Origin of the sequence: Peptoniphilus hominis (ex Hitch et al. 2025) (assembly GCF_040096015.1) — a bacterium.
Taxonomy (GTDB): Bacteria; Bacillota; Clostridia; order Tissierellales; family Peptoniphilaceae; genus Peptoniphilus_A; species Peptoniphilus_A hominis.
The window spans coordinates 1-18,462 of sequence record NZ_JBBMFO010000001.1 but is presented as its reverse complement, the minus strand read 5'-3'; the positions used below and the strand labels follow the sequence as shown (position 1 = coordinate 18,462).

Sequence of the window (18,462 nt, the reverse complement as noted above, 5' to 3'; positions counted from 1 at the left end):
GCATAAAAAAAGCGAGACCTAAGTCTCACTTTATTATTCAGCTTCTGCAATAATTTCTTTGCCTGCATAGTGTCCACAAGAAGGACAAACTCTATGAGGTAATTTCATTTCATGGCAGTTAGGACATTCAACTACTGTTGCTTTATTTAATCTGTAAGAAGATGCTCTTCTCTTATTCTTTCTTTGTTTTGAAGTTTTTCTCTTAGGTACGGCCATTTCTACACCTCCTCATCTTTAAATAAATCTAATAACTTTCCAAATCTTGGATCCACTGTCTCTTCAACAGATTCTTCTTCATGACAATCACAAGGACCTTCATTTAAGTTCTTGCCACAATGAGGGCAAAGTCCCTTGCAATCTTCACTGCACAAATTTTTACCAGAAATTGATGTAATAATTTGCGAGAAGATAATCTCTGAAAGATCTACTGAATCATCAATAATTTTAAAATACTCGTCTACAGAATCCTCATCATATAGACTTGGGTCTTTAAAATTGTAAGCAATGTAAGATGTCTCTTTTTCATTTATAAAGTCTTTGAGGCATCTGTCACAGACTGCTTTGAATTTGTAGGAAATATCAAGACAAAGTTCTAATTCCCCTGTCAAATCAAGAATATATCCCTTGTACTCTATTGGATAGATGAGATTTAGATCTTCTAAACTCAAATCCGTGTCATTTTCCTTTAAGCTACCCTGGAAATCTAGCCTAACATCATCAGATGACAAAAAAGTACTAAGATCTAATTTCATATACTCACCTCAAAAATACATACAAATCATTATAACTTTTTATTTTTCAAATGTCAATAAAAATCTTGAAAATTATGCCTCAACAAGTGCCTTTGTATCTCTCGCAATCATAAGCTCTTCATTAGTTGGGATTACAAAAATCTTAATAGAAGAATCATCAGCAGAGATAAGTTTGTCTTCTCCTCTTACATTGTTTCTTTCAGTATCGATTTTAATTCCAAGAGATTTTAATCCATTAACTATAGATTCTCTCATTTCAATTGAGTTTTCACCAACGCCTGCTGTAAATACAATTGCATCAACATGGTCAAGTTCAGTCATGTAAGAACCAATGTAGCCACGAACTCTTTTTTCAAATATATCAAGGGCAAGTTTTGCTCTCTTGTTTCCTTCATCTCTAGCTGCTTCGATATCTCTAAAGTCACTAGATACTCCAGAAATTCCAAGTACACCAGATTTTTTATTGATTAAAGTGTTAATTTCATCAGTAGAAAGATTTTCTTTTTCCATTAAAAACGGAAGAATAGCTGGGTCTAAATCACCGCATCTAGTTCCCATTGCAAGTCCTTCAAGTGGAGTGAAGCCCATGGAAGTGTCAATGGATTTACCATTTTTAACTGCACAAATACTTGAACCATTGCCAAGGTGACAAGTGATTAAGTTAACTTCATTAACATCTTTTCCTAGCATTTCTGCTGCTCTATTAGTGATGTATTTGTGAGAAGTTCCGTGGAAACCAAATCTTCTAATCTTATATTTTTCATAGTATTCGTATGGAAGTGCATAGATGTAGCTTTCAGCTGGCATAGTTTGGTGGAAAGCTGTATCAAATACTGCAACTTGCTTAACATTAGGAAGAAGTCTTTGACAAGCCTTGATTCCCATAATGTTTGGTGGATTGTGAAGAGGAGCTATTTCAACATTATCTTCAATTCCCTTTAAAACTTTTTCGTCAATAATAACAGATTGAGCGAAGTCTTCGCCACCGTGTACAACTCTGTGACCTACTGCATCAATTTCATCAAGTGACTTGATTGCACCGTATTCTTCATTTGTTAGGGATTCCATTACAAGTTCAAGAGCTCTCTTGTGGTCTTGCATTGGAGTTTCAATAGTTTTCTTTTCCTTTCCTATTGTTTCGTGTTTAATTCTTGAACCATCAATTCCAATTCTTTCAACTAAACCCTTTGCCATCAATTCTTCAGTTTCCATATCAATGAGTTGATATTTTAGAGAAGAAGATCCGCAATTAATTACTAATATCTTCATGTTTCCTCCTCATGTTTTTTAAATTTCTTAAATATAGTATAATAACTAATAATAAGTTTATAACAGATGTAAACATTAGTCAATAATTGGAGATTTAAAATATGAAAATTGCTTCTATAATTGCGGAGTACAATCCCTTCCACATGGGTCACGCCTACCAAATTCAAAAAATAAAAAGTGAATACTCAGATTTTATTGTCGTTATTATGTCGGGAAATTTTGTCCAAAGGGGCGAACCTGCCATAATAAATAAATTTGAAAGGGCAAAGATTGCAGTGGATAAGGGCGCAAGTCTCGTCTTAGAGCTTCCCCTCTACTATGCAACATCTAACGCAGAAATTTTTGCTCGCGGCGGCATTACTATTTTAAATTCTATGGAAATCATTGACAGGCTTTACTTTGGAAGTGAAGATGACGCATCTACTTTAAAAAATTTGTCAGAAAAAATTAAAGACAACTTAGATGATGAGAAAATAAAAAAATTTTTAGCTGAGGGAAATTCTTATATAAAGTCTCGCGAGCTTGCCATGGATTTTTTAAGTCAAAAAGAAAAGGAAATTTTAAAAAAACCAAATAACATATTAGGTTTGGAATACATCAAAAACTTAGAAAAGTTAAATTCAAAAATAGAAGCCCACTCTATGCCAAGAAAAAATGTAAATCACAAGGACGATTTTGCCCTTGAAGGCTTTGCATCAGCATCACACATAAGAAAGCTTGCCTATAGGGGCGAAGATGTAGCAAGCTTTTTGCCAGGCTATGACTTAGTGGTGGAAAATAAATTAGAAAATTATTTTGAAATCTTTAAATACAAAATGCTTGCAGGGAAAATAAATTTCACCGACTACTTTGACTATGAAGTGGGACTAGAAAATAGGATTTTAGAAAATTTAGACGCCAAAAACTTTGAAGAACTAATAGAAAAAGTCCACTCAAAAAGGCACAGCAAGTCAAGAATAAAAAGACTGGTCCTAGAAATTCTCTTAGACATAAAAAAAGATTCCATAAAAAAATCCCTGGAAACTCCCTACACAAGAGTTCTTGCCTGCGACGAAAGAGGCATAGAGATTTTAAAAAAATCAAAAAATAAAAATAAAATTTATTCCTTTAAAAGCTTTTATGACAAGTCTTCTGGCATTACAAAAGAGATGCTTGATAAAGAAATCTTGGCAAGTGACCTCTACAACATAAAATCTGGAAAAATAAAGACAGACTTCACAAGAGAAGTCTATAAAAAATTATAATTTTAATTAATTCTTAATGAGAATACACTAAATAAATTAATAATGGAGGCACTTACAATGGAAATAGAAGTTTTTAATGAAATTCTTGGAGAAAATCTTGAACCTATCTTAGGACAAGATAGATATTATAATTCCCTTTCAGATTCAGAATGTTTTTATGAAATACCTGACTGGATTAATGGCACTGGCTACTACCAAGGGGTAGTCATTAGATTTTATGATTTGTTAGACAAAAAAGTCTATACCCCCTTTGAAAAAGAAAAAGATGTAAGCTATTCCTATGCAAAATTTAAAAATAATTTTTTCTTTTTTTTAAAAGTAGATTTCAACAAAAATATTGTAGAATTAATAAAATATTTTCCAGAACAAAGCTTAGAAAGTGTACACAAAATACCAATAAAGGAAGTGGAATTATATAATTTATCTTTAGAAGATGGTTATGAATTTCATATATGTGGCTCCTCTGATAGATTTATTTCTTACTACCCACGCAAATTTAGCATAGACATGAAGCCAGACCAATCAGTTTTATACATCGACAAAGATAAACTTTATATAAACCAATGGATTGAAGAAGGCGTAGAAGGAGATAAAATAACCAATAACTATAAATACTATGAAAAATTACTTATCCTAGATTTAGATGGAAATCTAATCTCTGAAAGAAAAGGAAGTTTATCCCTCTACCCTAATGGAAAATGGTACCTATCTTAAGTAACTTAATAAATTACACCTATCACTCAATAAACAAGTGGTATGTGTTTAAACTTCCATAAAAAATTATTGTAAGTGATCTTTATAACATAAAAAACAAAAAACTTAACAAGATAAGTTTATAAAAATCAAATTTTTTAATTAAAGGCAAAAAGAAACTCTCATCCTAAGAAATCCTAAAATGGAAATCTTAGAATGAGAGTTTTTTATTAATCTTTAGTCTCACTTATTGACTTTTCATAAATATTTTTAAATTCTTTTATATCCTTATTCCTCAAGACTTCTCGAGGAACATCATGGACGCTAATAGAACCTCCCCAGGACTCAGCCTCCCCATCAGGCTTTTTATTCTCCTCTGGAATTAAAATAATAGAATATTTCGTAACCTTTAAAGAAGTTTTGTCCATAATTTTTTGTAAATCACAGAGAACATCAAAGCACTTTTCAAGACTTGGATTTTTAACATAGCCAAAAGCCTGAGCATTTATATCTTCTTTAAAATTATTAAAATCAAATTTTTGATCAAGAACGAGTTTTTCTTCAATATCATCATTAACTGTAGTCAAAGAAATTTCATAAGGAAAATTATATTCTTCCGCAAGGCTTTTACCATAATCATTTAATTCATTATCAAGCCTTATAAAAGTATTAAACAAAATAGAGTCGTAAGTATTTGCCTTTAGTCTGCCAAAAGAATCAAAGCCTAAATAAAACTTAGTGTCTTCGCTGTTTTTGTCGCGGAGCCTAACAATATAGTAGCCGTCCTTAAAATTATAATAGGCCCTGTCGCGATTTAGGTCCAAGTCCTTGTAGTGGGTTTCAATATATTTAGTGGCAGACTTTTCCGCCATAAGCCTAGAAATAGGATTGCCAAAAAATGCCAAACAAATTAAGGCAAAAATAATAGCTAAGAAAATAAATAAGCCAATAAAAACTTTACTAGCCTTACCCTTACTCATAACAAAACCCTCCTTTATTGGAATTTATTATATTATAACACATAAAAAACTCGAAGCCTAGCCCCGAGTTTAAATTCTTAATATATTAAATCACTCTTTTATAATTTCACTATTTTCTAACTCTTTTTCTTCCAATTCCTTTAGAGTAATACCGTCAGCTGTTTTCCAATCAGTTCTTCCATTTGTATTCATGCCAAGCACAAAGGCAGCAGCATAAGACGGACTGTTAAATAGAAAATTTTTTGTTATCCTGCCATCTATAATTTCATTGTTTTCTCTACATTTATTTCTAATTTCTCTTATAGTCTTAGGAATAGCTCTTGAATCATTTTCTTCTATCATGCTATCTTTTAAAACAACAAAACCTTCATTAGTTATCTTACAAATAGCTTGAATTAATTTATTTGACTTTCTCGTATATCTTGATAGATATAATTTAAATTCTTTATTTTTAAAACTTAGGTCTTCTTTTGTATTTACATCTAATATTGGCACAAAAATCTTGTAACCTAAAACGCCTAGGACCATCTCCGAGTAGTCTATAAATTCTTCTAGTTCAGATTCCTTTTCTTCTGTAACATTACCTGGATTAGGATCATTTACATTCCTAACCTTGTACCTATCAATTTCAATTGCAATATTTGTAAATCTGTTTTCTAGATAACTTATTTCCGTTGGCCCAAAAGAGTTGTTTTGAGTTGTAACCATTATAACATCAAAAAAACAAAAAGGAATATTTTAAATGTTCTAATACTTTATAAAAGACTCTATTTGCTTTAAATCTTGTAAATTTTTATATTTTCCCAAATGTATTCTATGGTTTTATATGCTACTAATATCCAATCCTTTAAAATAGATTTTATATGCTACTAATATCCAATCCTTTAAAATAGATTTTATATGCTACTAATATCCAATCCTTTAAAATAGATTTTATATTTCTTGTAACTTCACTATTCATTAAAAATAAATTAAAATTCCAATTGTTAAATATATTGTCTTTTATGATTTCTATATATTATTTATTTGGATGGAATATAATTTCTAAATTTGTATTAAAAATATTGAGCATTCTAATTCATTTATAAAATTTTATTACTTTTTATATTAATAACGCTTTGCTGATACTTATTGTCTGTAGACGTTTAGTGTTCTGTGCAAATATACTATACACAATGGAGGCTATGTACATGAATATTATAAAAGTATTTGGAGATAATTTAAAAAAACGACGAAAAGATATGGGCTTATCACAAGAAAAATTTGCTGAAAAATGTGGTATGCACCGTACTTATATTAGTGCAATTGAATGTTATAGAAGAAGCATTTCTTTAGATAATATACAAAAAATTGCAGATGCTCTTGAAATTGAAACTTATAAACTATTTTTAGAAGAGGAAGACGATGACTAGGAAAAAAACAAAAATCGAATTATTTGAAGAGTTGGCAAATATTGATGAGAACGGCTTTAGCAGGTGGGTTAATGTCGATGAATTCGTAGATAAATACCAAGGATTGCAGCTTTTAAATGGTGCTGGCTGGTCCAGAGATGATGGGTCTTTTGGCAAAAAATACAAAATAGAAAGAGATAAATCTCTTACACCTGGAAACAAAACTGATGCTATTAGAACTGTTGGTTTTAATGATTGTGATTATTCGCAACATGTTAAATCTAGTATTAGAAAACAGATAAAAAAACAACGTTGCGTTATATTAGGTACATCTAATCCTGAAGTAGATCATAAAAATGGAATGAAAAATGAAGATAGAGTTATGCGAAATAAAAATCAACAACTATCTGATTTTCAACCATTAAGCAAAGCTGCAAATGATGCAAAACGTCAGTTTTGTAAAGAATGTATAAAAACCGGCATAAGATATGATGCAAAAAAATTAGGATATCCTATTTCATACTATAAAGGTACTTCAACACATAATAAAGAAGAGGATGCTTGTGATGGCTGCTTTTGGTATGACCCTATAGAATTTAGAAAACATTTAAAGGAGAAATAACATGAATACTCACGTTTTTATTGTAAATTCGCAAACATTCAAATATCACTTAGAGTATATGTTTGCCGGTACTGGAGCATCTGATAAGAAATCTACATTTTTATTAGATTCAAACATACAGTTTAATTCAGCTACAGAACGAAATCTAGTTGGTATGATAGCCGACATTTCTCGAATACAAGTCGGTGACAACATAATCTTTTATTTACAAGCATCTAATGGAAATCAAGGACTTTTTTTTGGTGTGTTTAGAGCAAAATCAAAAGCTTTTTTTGATGAAAACGACTCAGATAATTATTTAAAGAATGAACTTAAAAAAGGATTATCATATCGTGTACTTATTGAAGCTTCAGATTACGGTGTTTATCCAAAAGGCGTAACAGAACACGAATACTTAGACTCTTTGGAAGGAAAAACCTCCCCATTTGAATTATGCTGGAGTTTAATATATAGAAAGTTGAAAGGTAATCGTGGTTGTACTATGATTACGGATTTTGAATTCAATGATTTATTAATAAAATTAAAAAACAAAAGTTGTAGTCTACCTTCTGCCAATAATTATACATATGACTACCTTAAGAACGAAATATTTGATAGCAATAATAATATGGTTTATAAAGGCAGACAAAATACATTGTTTATAAAAGATAGATTATTATATAAGGCAAAAGGGAACTATGCTTTCGAAACACACCTACAAACTTTTATTTTACAAAACATTAAATCTCTAAATTTACTTGACTACCCTGAATCAGATTTTTGGATAGGTAATGAAGTTTCTTGCGGAGTTGGTATGCAACGAATAGATCTATTAATAATACAGAGAATTGAAAATAGAACCTTTTTTAAATTAATTGAACTGAAAGATGAACAGCCTACAAAAGTTCTAGTGGATTCTCAGATTAATTGGTATGTTAAATGGTTATTCGACTACATCGTTCCAAACTATAAAAACAGTTTTGTTGAAATAACACCTTGTATAATTGCAGCTAAAACAGAAGACCAAAACTTGATAAATTATATTTCAAGAAAAAATTTTGACAATCCTTATCCTTATTCTTCAATAAATAGTACTAATTATTACGCATTCACTATTAAAGAAGATAATATTTTAATTAATAAAATTTTATAATTTAAAAATGTAAATTGAATTAATCAATTTACATTTTTAAATACAAAAATATATTCATGTTTAAAAACATAAAAATCATTAGCTAACGCACGATAACGCCAAATCCCTTGTTTATTTGATTTCCCTTTCGTTTCCCCAAAATTTTTGACTAAAATAGCTTTTAAAAGCAGACCTTTTTCAATCATTAAATTCATGCAGCGAAATCCAATCGGAACAACCTGACTATTGGCATATTTATCTCCTATAACTACAGCACAGTATCTATTTTTTTCTAAGAAGCTTATTGTATTATCAACCACTCTCCCAAATGATTTTAAAAATTTATCTAAACTATCACAATTAGATAAATCATTAGGGTCATTAGAAAATTTCAAAATATCCCAATATGGTGGATGCATTATAACAAACTGAAATTTATCTATACACTCACACTTTAATATTTTGCTAATATCATAATATTGGCTATCTCCAACAAAAACTTTAGTTTTTACAATATCATTTTTTTCCGTAATAATTCTATTATAAGCTTCTTTAGCTACATCATGCTGAATTTCAATTCCTACAGAATTTCGACCCATTCTCTGAGCTTCTATTAACGATGTGCCACTACCCATAAAAGGATCCAAAATCCAATCTCCCTTCTTTGTATATCTGGAGAATAATTGATACGGAATTTGAGGTACAAAGTTCCCATGATAATATCCGCTGTGTGCTCCACTGTTATCTCTTTTTTCAATTATCCACAAAGAATCTGTTTCAATATCCGTGTATTCTTTCCAATTAGATAAATCTATATCATTATATTTAGCCACGCTAAACCTCCTTAATCAAGCAGTGTATGTACTCTGTTGTTTTGCTTCCAGAAATATTTCTATTTTTTTCCGTATCTGCTTTGAATCTTCTGTAAGATTTAGTAAAGCATTTATACATTCCATAATTCGACATAATATCCCTGATTTTTTCAACGGACATCAAACCCTCATTATTATAACTTAAAAAAATATATTTGAAATTTGCATTCTCTACCAAATATTCAAATTCACTTTCCAGTGTTTTTTTAGAGCAATATTTACTTTTCTGTTCGTTTGCATGACGGAGTCCGGTTTTACCTCTTAGCACTGGATTGTCATACCTGGCAATTGTTTCAAGAACATGATAATTTGAACAATATTGCCTTGCATTGTAAGGTGGATCAAGATATAGAACATCTCCTTGAACTTTAGTTATCAGCTCATTTATATCTTTATTATAAACTTTTCCCTTTGGACCAGATATTTCTGGTAAAATCTCTAAATAAAATTGTTTTTTTGCTGACTTTTTAATTTTTTTTAGAAAAGCCCCATATACTGATGCAGTATTTGCATATTTATCAATAGAATTAATAAGGCTTGCTAAAAGCCCAAAATAAGTTTCTTCTGATATAATATTATTTTTAAAAAGACTCTCAATTTCTATCCTTATTGCATCACATTTTTTGCCGTTATAATCAGTAAAATAATTCCTCCCACTACCTGATCCATTGCAGTAATTGTTAAAAATAAAACCTTCTACCCCATTTAGTGCATTCAGGTCATTTACTATTGATTCATCAATTTTCTGTGAACTTTCAATAAAATATTTGCTAATTACATAGCTGTAATATTGAATATCATTTGAAATTACTTTACATCCTTTTTCTCTATAACTTGCTCCAACAACACTGGTCCCTGCAAATAAATCCGCAAAAACATACTCGTCTCCAGGTCTGTAACCAGTGACTTCAGATATAGTTTTGTGGATAAAATCAAGCAGAGAATATTTAGAACCAATATAATTCATTAAATTCCTACCTTATTTATATATACAACAATATTTTCTGAACTTTTGCTTAAGTTCCATGTCTTTTTTTTATTTTTACTAAATGTTATTACTAACATCTTAATCCTCTTTTTCTTATAATTTTATCTGTTAATAATTTCACTAATTTAGTGTATGAAAACTCTATGTTATTTTCAAATTTTATATTTTGTTTTTTATATTTTTAATTATATCATAAATAACAAAAAATTATAAATGCTTGCAATATTCTATATTAATTCAAAAAGAAATAAAACTAAACATAATACTTTTTTATACATTTTCATTCTCTGAAACTTGTGTTTCTCGGTCAAATGTTCTACAATATAGTTAAATAAACCTGTGTTTAAATATATTTTTATTTCTTTCTAGGAGGTGGCTTATGGGTTTTATTGATTATTCTTTGGAGCCAAGGTCTGATATTGCCTTTGTGGATATTAAGTCATTCTACGCCAGCGTGGAGTGCGTCAAGAGAAAGCTTGACCCTCTCTCCACTTCTCTTTGCGTCATGAGTAGGTCTGAAAATTCTAGTGGACTCATCCTTGCCAGCTCTCCCCTCTTTAAAAGGGTTTTTGGCAAGAATAATGTTGGTAGAGCCAGGGACCTTCCCTTTGACATTGAGACTAGGAAGTTTAGTTTTGAAAAGGCTAGACATCAAAATGTTGAGATCACTAAGTCTTATATTGATTATATTGAGAAGTGGGCTAAGAACACTCTCATCGTGCCGCCGAGGATGGCTCTTTATATCGAGGAAAATTTAAAAATTCAAAGGGTTTTTCAAAATTATGCTGCCAAGGAAGAGATTCTCCCCTACTCTATTGATGAAGGCTTTATCGACCTCACTAAGAGCCTTTCTTATTTTGTCCCCAACAAAAGTATTTCTCGCCGCGACAAGTTGGACCTTGTGTCTTCCTTGATTCAAAGGGAAATTTGGGAGTCCATGGGTCTTTATTCTACTGTGGGCATGAGCAATGCCAATCCTCTTCTCGCCAAGCTTGCCCTTGACAATGAGGCGAAAAAGACTAGAACTATGCGTGCCAATTGGTCCTACGAAGATGTGGAGACTAAGCTTTGGGGGATTGATGAGCTCACAAATTTTTGGGGCATTGGGTCTAGGATGAAGAAGAGGTTAAATGATCTCTATATTTTTTCTGTCAAGGACCTTGCCACTTATAATCCTGATATTTTAAAGAAGGAACTTGGCGTCATTGGTCTTCAGCTTTGGTTTCACGCCAATGGCGTTGATGAGTCCAAGGTCACTCTCCCCTACAAGCCTAAGTCCAAGGGTCTTGGCAATTCTCAAGTTCTTCCTCGCGACTATTCTAGTCAATATGAAATTGAGATTGTTTTATGTGAAATTGCTGAGCAGGTTGCCATTAGAATCAGAAGAATCAAGAAGAAGGCTACTGTTATTTCTATTCATGTTGGTTTTTCTTACAGTGAGAATAAAAAATCCATCAATGCAAGGAGGACTATTTCTCCAAGTCAGTCCACTGGTGTTTTGTGTGGTGAGGTTTTGAAACTCTTCCGTGAAAGGTATAAGGGCGGCGCTGTGAGAAATCTTGGCGTTACTTATGATAATTTAGTTGATGAGTCTTCTACGATTTTTAATTTTTTTGATGATTATAGGAAAATTGAGCGTGAGGAAAATCTCGACAAGGCTATTGATTCTATTCGCGACAGGTTTGGTTTTACTTCTGTTCAAAGGGCGACTTGCCTTTTGGAAGGCTCTCGCGTCATTGAAAGAAGCTCTTTAATTGGAGGTCACTGTGGCGGCATGGACGGCACCATTTGATTTGTGAGGTGATTTTATGGTTGATAGGTCTTATTTGCCCTATAAGTCTGCAAGGGCTTATGTGGACAGGGGCATGGCAAAGTGGATGGGATTTTTTATTTCTGAACATACTTCTGCTCTTTCCCACATGGGCGATGTCATTGATGTTTCTGAAGAGATGAGCCGCGATGATATTGTTCTTGCCCTTAGTCAAGTTTATGTAAATGGGCTTTCTGTTCTGGTCTACACAAGACTTAGGCTAGAGCCCTTTGTAGGTAAGGTCAATGAAATTTTTCAGGGAAGTATTTATTTATGTGGAGATGAAGGTCTTATTATTTCTTTTGGAGATATTATTAAGATTGTTCTTTTGGAGGAAGTATGAATGATTTAGAAAAAAGTTGTATTCAGTTTGATTATTTCTCTAACAATTATAAGCGTTTTGAGGAAGATTTTTATAAGTTTGCCACTATTAACATTCCTCTAACTTTTTTAACTGATGATCTCTTGCTGCACATGGTTTCTACTGGGCACAATTATTTTAGACTCAATGCAAAGAATTCTGTGGACGAGAGGGACCATTATTTTGTCTTCAAAAAATTAAATAACAAGGATAATAAGTATATCAGCCAATTTGAGTATCTTGGAAATTTATCTACTGCCGAATTTTTTAAATTTTATTTCAGCAAATAGTTTTCAGCCCTTGGCTGATTTTTTTTGTAATTTTTAATTCTTGTTTTATCTTTAGATTCAATAAATTTAAGCTTCAATAAATTTTTATAATTAGGACTATCATTTTATCCCCAATAAATTTTATATGTCTACATAAAAATAGAGAGACCCAAATTAAAGAGTCTCCCCAATATTTGACATAGAGCCAAAAATATCTGTTAGAGATTTACTCCCCCAACAGATATTATAGGGCCATATTATAGGGCAAAAAAAATTCGGCTATATCAAATGATATAACCGAATTTAATATCCACACCGCTTTGGTATTATTGGTTAGCGGATTTTTCTTTAACTTCTCTAATTTTTGCCATAGATTCAATAATAGAATCTGCAAGAGCTTCCATGTCGTTTTCGTTAGCCTTGTTAAGAGCAGAGTTAAGTGTAACTCTTTCTGGAAGAACGTCGAACATTTTAAGATTTTCGTCGATATATTCTTCAATCTTATCGCCAACTGTACAAGCCCAAGTACCATTTTCGATGATACCAACTGTTCTGTTTTGAACATTAAGAGCTTCAAGGTCCATTAAGAAGTTCTTCATTACAGGATAAATACCTAAGTTGTAAGTTACTGATGCAATTACAATGTGAGAGTATTTAAATGTGTCTGCAATTAGGTAAGACATGTGAGTGTTACTTACATCATGAACTACTACGTTAGTCATTCCCTTGTCACAAAGTCTTGATGCAAGGGCTTGTGCAGCTCTTTCTGTATTTCCATACATTGATGCGTAAACAATCATTACGCCTTCTTCTTCTGGTTCGTATCTTGACCATTTGTCATATTTTCCAATGAACCAACCAAGATTATCTCTCCAAACTGGTCCGTGAAGTGGACAAATCATTTTAATGTCAACAGTTGATGCTTTTTTAAGAACATCTTGTACAAATGGTCCATATTTTCCTACGATATTAGTTAAATATCTTCTTGCACTGTCAAGGTAATCTCTTTCGAAATTAACTTCGTCAGCAAATAGTTTTCCATCAAGTGTTCCGAAAGTACCAAAGGCATCAGCAGCAAATAGTACTCCGTCAGTTGTATCAAAAGATACAAGAACTTCTGGCCAGTGAACCATTGGTGCTTCTAAGAATACAAATTCGTGTTTACCAAAGGAAATTGTGTCTCCTTCAGCAACTATCATTGATTGTTCTTCATTTACATGGAATCCATATTGACGCATGAATTCAAAACCTTGTTCACTTGCGATTACCTTTACATCTGGGTATCTTAAAGTTATTTCATCAATAGCAGCTGCGTGGTCTGGTTCTAAGTGATGGATTACTAGATAATCAAGATCTTCTCCATCAAGAACTTCAGAAACATTTTCTAAATAGTCTTTTACGATTGACCAGTCAACTGTATCGAATAATACATTCTTTTCGTCTTTTAGTAAATATGAATTATAAGTTACTCCTTCAGGAATAGGAAATATATTTTCAAATAATTCTAATCTATGATCATTGCCACCAACATAGTAAAGATCATCTGTAACTTTTCTAACAGTATACATTATATCCTCCTTTATTTTCTATCAGCAGGGAAATCAGCTTCAATAAAGTTTTGTTTTTCTTCTTGACATTCTGGACAAGTCCAGTCATCTGGTAATTTATCGAAATCTGTACCAGGATCAATTTCACCTTCTGGATCTCCATAGTTTGGATCATATTCATATCCACATCCTGGACATACCATTACTTTATAGTTTGGAGCTAATTTTCTAGGTTTAGATCTTCTAACTTTCTTCATTGGAGGTGCTGGTTCTTTTTCGCCAGTTCCAAGAGCTTCTGCAAGTAGTGGCATAATTTCGAACATATCTCCAACTATACCATAGTCACAGTTCTTGAAGATTGGAGCACCTGCATTTTTGTTGATTGCAACAATAGTTGATGCGTTTTTAATACCCTTTAAGTGTTGGCTTGCTCCAGAAATACCACATGCAATGTATAGGTTTCCGTTGAATTTTTGTCCAGACATACCAACATATCTTTCAAGTGGTACAAGTTTTAATGTTTCAGCAACTGGTCTTGAAGAACCTAGGGCAGCACCTGCAGCGTGTGCAAGTTCTCTAGCCATATCCATGTTTTCTTCTCCGCCAATTCCCTTACCAACTGAAACAACTCTTTCAGCATCGTAAACAGGAGTGTCGATATCAATTCCTACTGAGAAATCATATCCATCTTTCTTTAAGTTTTTAACTAAAATTTCAACAGCTTCTTCTGCTGTGTCAGCTTTAATTATTTCTCTCTTTCTTTCTCCAGTGATAGGACCAGCTTTTTTATCTATTGCAGCAGCTCTACCTTTCTTCTTAGGAGCCTTACCAACAAGGTGACTTGCAACTACAACTCTTTGGATTTCAGAAGTACCTTCGTAGATAGTAGTAATCTTAGCATCTCTGAAGAATCTTTCTACGTCCATTCCCTTTAGGTATCCGTTACCTCCGTGGATTTGAAGAGCTTCATTTACAACCCACATTGCAACTTCAGATGCAACAGTTTTTGCCATTGCAGCTTCCATTGAATAATTTTCATGATTTTGTTTCATTTCAGCAGCTGAATAAATCATAAGTCTTGCAGCTCTAATCTTAGTAGCCATATCTGCAAGCTTGAATGCAACAGCTTGTTGTTGAGCAATTGGTCTACCAAATTGGATTCTTTCTTTTGCATAAGAAAGTGCAGCTTCGAAAGCACCTTGTGCAATACCAAGAGCTTGTGATGCAATACCAATTCTACCACCGTCAAGAGTTTGCATTGCAATTCTAAATCCTTGACCTTCTTTACCAAGTAAGTTTTCCTTTGGAATCTTAACATTGTTAAATTGAAGTTCAGCAGTAGTTGAAGATCTAATACCTAATTTGTCATAGTGATCTCCGAAAGTAAATCCTTCCCAACCTTTTTCTACTATGAAAGCAGAAATTCCGTGAGTTCCAATACCTGGTGTAGTAACTGCATATACAACATAAGTATCAGCAGCAGGAGCGTTAGTAATAAAGATTTTATTACCATTCAAAATATAATAGTCGCCATCAAGTACAGCAGTAGTTTCTGTGCCACCTGCATCAGATCCTGCATTAGGTTCAGTTAAACCGAAAGCTCCAAGTTTTTTACCTTGAGCAAGTGGTTTTAAATATTTTTCCTTTTGTTCTTTAGTACCAAAAGCTTGGATTGGATAAGAACCTAGTGATGTATGAGCTGATAAAACAACGCCAACACCAGCATCTACTCTTGATAATTCTTCTACGGCGATGGCATAAGAGATAACATCCTTACCTGCTCCACCTTCTTCTTCAGGATAAGGTAGACCCATCCAACCGTTTTCGCCAATTTTCTTAATGATTTCTTCTGGAAATTCATTGTTTTGATCAAGTCCAAAAGACAATGGCTTAATTTCTGCTTCTGCAAACTCTCTTATAGCTTTACGAAGAGCTTCATGTTCAGCAGTAGTCTTATACATATTTGACATATTTTCCTCCTTTTTAAATTAAAGAATACTTGAAATATTTTTCACTTTAATTGTGAAAAACAAAAGATACACCAAAGCGGTATACAATAATTAAAGTATACATCAACTTACCTAAAGTGTCAAAACATTTTCATCAAATTTGAGTTAAAATTTTTAAAAATTTTTCTCGCATTATTATATTCTTTGACTAAAGTATATATACCCCTTTTTATTAAATAAAACATGAATTTAGTTAATTTTAATAATTTATTGTAAAATAAATATTTTGTTATAAAATATAAAGTTAACGAGGATAAAAATTTACTTTAAAGGAGGAAAAATGAATTTAGAAAATTTATTGGAGTGGAGAAGGTCTTATAGAAAGTTTGACGAAAGTAAGCCCCTTTCAAAAGAAGACATTGATGAAATTTTATCTTCTATTAAATTTGCATCTTGCGCCAACAACAGACAGTATCTTAGATTTATTTCTATTGAAAGTAGAGATGTGGTTTTGGAAATTTTTGAAAACACAAAATGGGCTGCTTCCCTAGCTGACAATATGGGAAGACCAAAGGAAGGCGAAAGGCCTGTTTATTTCATTGCAATTTTAAGTGACGATGAAAAGAAGTTAAGATTTAATGGCATTGATGAGGGCTTAGTTATTTCTAACTTAACTCTTACTGCCGCAGAAAAAGGAATTGGCTCTTGCATCATTGGAAGTGTAAGCGACAAAAAAATGCGTGAGATTTTAAATTATGAAGATAAGTATTCCTGCGAAGTAGTAATTGCCTTTGGCTATCCAAAAGTTAAGTCAAGTATAAAGGAAATAGACGCAGGTGAAGACCAGTCTTATTACTTAGACGAAGATGGCAACTACATAGTGCCAAAATATAAAATAAAGGACCTTGTTAGGAGAATATAATGACAAAAGAAAGTTTTAACGAAAAATTGAAGAAGAAGGCAAAGTTATATTTTATTGATGCATTAGGTGCCATGGCTTTTGGGCTTTTTGCCACCCTGCTTGTGGGCACAATTTTAAATACCATTGGCAAAAGTTTTAACATTGAATTTTTGACAGAAGTCCTTTGGCCCTTGGCACAAAAGGCAACAGGACCTGCCATAGCAGTAGCTATTGCAACGGCAATGTCTGCCCCAAGTCTTGTAGTCTATGCTGCAACAGTTGTGGGCATTGCAGGCAACGAGCTTGGCGGACCTATGGGAGTTTATATAGCCACAATTTTTGCTGTTGAGTTTGGAAAACTTGTCAGCAGAAAAACAAAAATCGACATTATAATTACTCCTGCTGTTACAGTTTTAGTGGGTGTCTTCATAGCAAACTTCGTTGGACCATACATAGGTGCCTTTATGAACCTTCTCGGTGCAATTATTATTAATGCTACAGAAAAGGCTCCCTTCTTTATGGGAATCATCGTATCTGTTATAGTTGGGATTGTCCTCACTCTTCCAATTTCATCAGCTGCACTTTGCATGATGCTTTCCCTTTCATCTCTTGCTGGTGGAGCTGCAACTATTGGCTGCTGTTGTCAAATGGTTGGCTTTGCAGTTATCTCTTATCGCGACAACAAAATGGAAGGGCTTGTGGCACAAGGTCTTGGAACATCAATGCTACAAATGCCAAATATTGTTAGAAAACCAATAATTATTATTCCGCCAATTATTTCATCGGCAATCTTAGGACCAGTTTCTACTATGGTCTTTAAACTTGAAAACACACCTCTGGGATCTGGCATGGGTACAAGTGGACTTGTGGGACAAATTTCTACTTTCACAGCAATGCCTGATGTTCCCTTTACTAAGCTTCTTGGCATAGTTTTACTTATGCACATAATTTTGCCAGCTCTTGTGACTTTTGCAATTTATGAAATATTTTATCGCAAGGGTCTAATTCAAGATGGCGACATGAAATTATATTTTAAATAAAATTGACGAGCTCAAGGCTCGTTATTTTTGGCTCTATGTCAAATATTGGGGAGACTCGTTAACTCGAGTCTCTCTTTTCATTTAAAAATCAATACTTAGACGCTAATAGAATATCAAAACTAAAATAACTAAAAAACCATTAAAAATAGGTATAGCAAACAAAACCCCTAGGGGTTTTGCGAATTTTCTCGTTTTCCTATCATTACTTACAAGCAAACATAATTCTTTTTCTAAACAAATTAAAATTTTTCATACCAAAACAATTTCTCTTTAAAGTCTTTATCTTAGTATGAGTACCTTCAAGAGGACCATTAGACCATGGATAATCAAAAGAATTACATATTTCATCAAACCAGTTATTAAAAGCAGTTATACAAGCTTTAAATTCTTTTAAATTAGATTCTTCAGCTCTTTTTATCCATTCTCTTAAAGATTTAGCTGCTCTAACTTTATTGGGTTGACTAAGAACATATTGGTAGAATAACTCTTTTAACCTATATGCCAACTTCAAATCATTGCTTAAATCGAGCATTAGAGAAACTTCTTTAGCTTGTTCAGATGTTAGTTTAGAAGCAGGTTTTGTAATTAGACTTCTACTTCTCTTAAAATATTTTCTAAGCTTAGAAGAAATATCTTTTTGAATCCTCTTTCTAACATTCTCTA

20 protein-coding genes are annotated in these 18,462 nt (G+C 32.5%); 10 read left to right on the top strand and 10 right to left on the bottom strand.

Going from position 1 to position 18,462, the window contains the following annotated elements:
* Positions 1-33: 33 nt before the first annotated feature.
* The 3 genes from rpmF to WMO19_RS00090 all read right to left on the bottom strand — a co-directional run bounded on the left by rpmF (position 34) and on the right by WMO19_RS00090 (position 2,021).
* Positions 34-216 (bottom strand): 50S ribosomal protein L32, encoded by a 183-nt coding sequence (gene rpmF, locus WMO19_RS00100; protein WP_019124550.1) that lies wholly within the window; start codon positions 214-216, stop codon positions 34-36.
* Positions 217-218: 2 nt separating this feature from the next.
* Entirely contained in the window at positions 219-752 is a 534-nt protein-coding gene (locus WMO19_RS00095) for a YceD family protein (RefSeq protein WP_349169653.1), read from the bottom strand.
* Positions 753-824: 72 nt separating this feature from the next.
* Positions 825-2,021, bottom strand: coding sequence for an acetate kinase (locus tag WMO19_RS00090; protein ID WP_349169651.1), 1,197 nt, complete (start codon positions 2,019-2,021; stop codon positions 825-827).
* A gap of 101 nt (positions 2,022-2,122) precedes the next feature.
* Here WMO19_RS00090 and WMO19_RS00085 point away from each other — a divergent pair, with 101 nt between their 5' ends.
* Both WMO19_RS00085 and WMO19_RS00080 read left to right on the top strand, forming a co-directional pair.
* Positions 2,123-3,265: a tRNA(Met) cytidine acetate ligase gene (locus WMO19_RS00085; RefSeq protein ID WP_349169649.1), complete on the top strand. Its 1,143-nt coding sequence runs from the start codon at positions 2,123-2,125 to the stop codon at positions 3,263-3,265.
* 57 nt (positions 3,266-3,322) lie between these two features.
* On the top strand, positions 3,323-3,979 hold the full coding sequence (locus tag WMO19_RS00080; protein WP_349169647.1) for a hypothetical protein: 657 nt from the start codon (positions 3,323-3,325) through the stop codon (positions 3,977-3,979).
* Positions 3,980-4,188: 209 nt separating this feature from the next.
* Here WMO19_RS00080 and WMO19_RS00075 read toward each other — a convergent pair whose 3' ends face one another.
* Both WMO19_RS00075 and WMO19_RS00070 read right to left on the bottom strand, forming a co-directional pair.
* Positions 4,189-4,938, bottom strand: a complete 750-nt coding sequence (locus WMO19_RS00075) for a hypothetical protein (protein WP_349169645.1) — start codon at positions 4,936-4,938, stop codon at positions 4,189-4,191.
* 90 nt (positions 4,939-5,028) lie between these two features.
* Entirely contained in the window at positions 5,029-5,646 is a 618-nt protein-coding gene (locus WMO19_RS00070; RefSeq protein ID WP_349169643.1) for a DUF4357 domain-containing protein, read from the bottom strand.
* A gap of 476 nt (positions 5,647-6,122) precedes the next feature.
* On the opposite strand from WMO19_RS00070, the gene WMO19_RS00065 reads away from it, so the two are divergent.
* From WMO19_RS00065 to WMO19_RS00055, 3 genes are read left to right on the top strand one after another with little or no spacing between them, the layout of a single operon-like run.
* A complete protein-coding gene (locus WMO19_RS00065; RefSeq protein WP_349169641.1) occupies positions 6,123-6,350 on the top strand; it encodes a helix-turn-helix domain-containing protein in 228 nt (75 codons plus the stop codon).
* Positions 6,343-6,951, top strand: a complete 609-nt coding sequence (locus WMO19_RS00060) for a hypothetical protein (RefSeq protein ID WP_349169639.1) — start codon at positions 6,343-6,345, stop codon at positions 6,949-6,951. The genes WMO19_RS00065 and WMO19_RS00060 overlap by 8 nt, the downstream gene beginning before the upstream one ends.
* Before the next feature lies 1 nt (position 6,952).
* Positions 6,953-8,083: a hypothetical protein gene (locus WMO19_RS00055; protein ID WP_349169637.1), complete on the top strand. Its 1,131-nt coding sequence runs from the start codon at positions 6,953-6,955 to the stop codon at positions 8,081-8,083.
* A gap of 23 nt (positions 8,084-8,106) precedes the next feature.
* Here the strand turns inward: WMO19_RS00055 and WMO19_RS00050 are convergent, their stop codons facing one another.
* Positions 8,107-8,895, bottom strand: coding sequence for a TRM11 family SAM-dependent methyltransferase (locus WMO19_RS00050; protein WP_349169635.1), 789 nt, complete (start codon positions 8,893-8,895; stop codon positions 8,107-8,109).
* A gap of 1 nt (position 8,896) precedes the next feature.
* Positions 8,897-9,901: a DNA adenine methylase gene (locus WMO19_RS00045; protein ID WP_349169633.1), complete on the bottom strand. Its 1,005-nt coding sequence runs from the start codon at positions 9,899-9,901 to the stop codon at positions 8,897-8,899.
* Between the two features lie 400 nt (positions 9,902-10,301).
* On the opposite strand from WMO19_RS00045, the gene WMO19_RS00040 reads away from it, so the two are divergent.
* The 3 genes from WMO19_RS00040 to WMO19_RS00030 are packed head-to-tail and all read left to right on the top strand — an operon-like array spanning position 10,302 to position 12,383.
* On the top strand, positions 10,302-11,714 hold the full coding sequence (locus WMO19_RS00040; protein ID WP_349169631.1) for a Y-family DNA polymerase: 1,413 nt from the start codon (positions 10,302-10,304) through the stop codon (positions 11,712-11,714).
* A 16-nt stretch (positions 11,715-11,730) separates the two neighbouring features.
* Positions 11,731-12,075 carry a hypothetical protein gene (locus tag WMO19_RS00035; RefSeq protein ID WP_349169629.1) on the top strand — a complete coding sequence of 115 codons (345 nt, stop codon included), beginning with the start codon at positions 11,731-11,733 and terminating at the stop codon, positions 12,073-12,075.
* On the top strand, positions 12,072-12,383 hold the full coding sequence (locus tag WMO19_RS00030; RefSeq protein WP_316718842.1) for a DUF5960 family protein: 312 nt from the start codon (positions 12,072-12,074) through the stop codon (positions 12,381-12,383). Before WMO19_RS00035 ends, WMO19_RS00030 begins: the two co-directional genes overlap by 4 nt.
* A gap of 305 nt (positions 12,384-12,688) precedes the next feature.
* Here WMO19_RS00030 and WMO19_RS00025 read toward each other — a convergent pair whose 3' ends face one another.
* Both WMO19_RS00025 and WMO19_RS00020 read right to left on the bottom strand, forming a co-directional pair.
* On the bottom strand, positions 12,689-13,930 hold the full coding sequence (locus WMO19_RS00025; RefSeq protein WP_297392365.1) for an FprA family A-type flavoprotein: 1,242 nt from the start codon (positions 13,928-13,930) through the stop codon (positions 12,689-12,691).
* Positions 13,931-13,941: 11 nt separating this feature from the next.
* Complete coding sequence (locus WMO19_RS00020; protein ID WP_349169627.1) at positions 13,942-15,879, bottom strand: acyl-CoA dehydrogenase family protein; 1,938 nt, start codon at positions 15,877-15,879, stop codon at positions 13,942-13,944.
* Between the two features lie 319 nt (positions 15,880-16,198).
* Here WMO19_RS00020 and WMO19_RS00015 point away from each other — a divergent pair, with 319 nt between their 5' ends.
* Positions 16,199-16,780, top strand: a complete 582-nt coding sequence (locus WMO19_RS00015) for a nitroreductase family protein (RefSeq protein WP_349169625.1) — start codon at positions 16,199-16,201, stop codon at positions 16,778-16,780.
* Complete coding sequence (locus WMO19_RS00010) at positions 16,780-17,799, top strand: PTS transporter subunit IIC (RefSeq protein ID WP_316718839.1); 1,020 nt, start codon at positions 16,780-16,782, stop codon at positions 17,797-17,799. The genes WMO19_RS00015 and WMO19_RS00010 overlap by 1 nt, the downstream gene beginning before the upstream one ends.
* A gap of 202 nt (positions 17,800-18,001) precedes the next feature.
* Here WMO19_RS00010 and WMO19_RS00005 read toward each other — a convergent pair.
* Positions 18,002-18,462, bottom strand: a 461-nt coding sequence (locus WMO19_RS00005) for a transposase (protein ID WP_349169623.1), incomplete at its 5' end; no start/stop codon positions are given.

Excerpts from the sequence above, each read along its gene's own strand:
- WMO19_RS00030 (WP_316718842.1), top strand. The coding sequence starts at position 12,072 with ATGAATGATTTAGAAAAAAGTTGTATTCAGTTTGATTATTTCTCTAAC.
- rpmF (WP_019124550.1), bottom strand. The coding sequence starts at position 216 with ATGGCCGTACCTAAGAGAAAAACTTCAAAACAAAGAAAGAATAAGAGA.
- WMO19_RS00095 (WP_349169653.1), bottom strand. The coding sequence starts at position 752 with ATGAAATTAGATCTTAGTACTTTTTTGTCATCTGATGATGTTAGGCTA.
- WMO19_RS00040 (WP_349169631.1), top strand. The coding sequence starts at position 10,302 with ATGGGTTTTATTGATTATTCTTTGGAGCCAAGGTCTGATATTGCCTTT.
- WMO19_RS00060 (WP_349169639.1), top strand. The coding sequence starts at position 6,343 with ATGACTAGGAAAAAAACAAAAATCGAATTATTTGAAGAGTTGGCAAAT.
- WMO19_RS00010 (WP_316718839.1), top strand. The coding sequence starts at position 16,780 with ATGACAAAAGAAAGTTTTAACGAAAAATTGAAGAAGAAGGCAAAGTTA.
- WMO19_RS00015 (WP_349169625.1), top strand. The coding sequence starts at position 16,199 with ATGAATTTAGAAAATTTATTGGAGTGGAGAAGGTCTTATAGAAAGTTT.
- WMO19_RS00035 (WP_349169629.1), top strand. The coding sequence starts at position 11,731 with ATGGTTGATAGGTCTTATTTGCCCTATAAGTCTGCAAGGGCTTATGTG.
- WMO19_RS00055 (WP_349169637.1), top strand. The coding sequence starts at position 6,953 with ATGAATACTCACGTTTTTATTGTAAATTCGCAAACATTCAAATATCAC.
- WMO19_RS00045 (WP_349169633.1), bottom strand. The coding sequence starts at position 9,901 with ATGAATTATATTGGTTCTAAATATTCTCTGCTTGATTTTATCCACAAA.
- WMO19_RS00075 (WP_349169645.1), bottom strand. The coding sequence starts at position 4,938 with ATGAGTAAGGGTAAGGCTAGTAAAGTTTTTATTGGCTTATTTATTTTC.
- WMO19_RS00080 (WP_349169647.1), top strand. The coding sequence starts at position 3,323 with ATGGAAATAGAAGTTTTTAATGAAATTCTTGGAGAAAATCTTGAACCT.
- WMO19_RS00025 (WP_297392365.1), bottom strand. The coding sequence starts at position 13,930 with ATGTATACTGTTAGAAAAGTTACAGATGATCTTTACTATGTTGGTGGC.
- WMO19_RS00085 (WP_349169649.1), top strand. The coding sequence starts at position 2,123 with ATGAAAATTGCTTCTATAATTGCGGAGTACAATCCCTTCCACATGGGT.
- WMO19_RS00065 (WP_349169641.1), top strand. The coding sequence starts at position 6,123 with ATGTACATGAATATTATAAAAGTATTTGGAGATAATTTAAAAAAACGA.
- WMO19_RS00070 (WP_349169643.1), bottom strand. The coding sequence starts at position 5,646 with ATGGTTACAACTCAAAACAACTCTTTTGGGCCAACGGAAATAAGTTAT.
- WMO19_RS00090 (WP_349169651.1), bottom strand. The coding sequence starts at position 2,021 with ATGAAGATATTAGTAATTAATTGCGGATCTTCTTCTCTAAAATATCAA.
- WMO19_RS00020 (WP_349169627.1), bottom strand. The coding sequence starts at position 15,879 with ATGTCAAATATGTATAAGACTACTGCTGAACATGAAGCTCTTCGTAAA.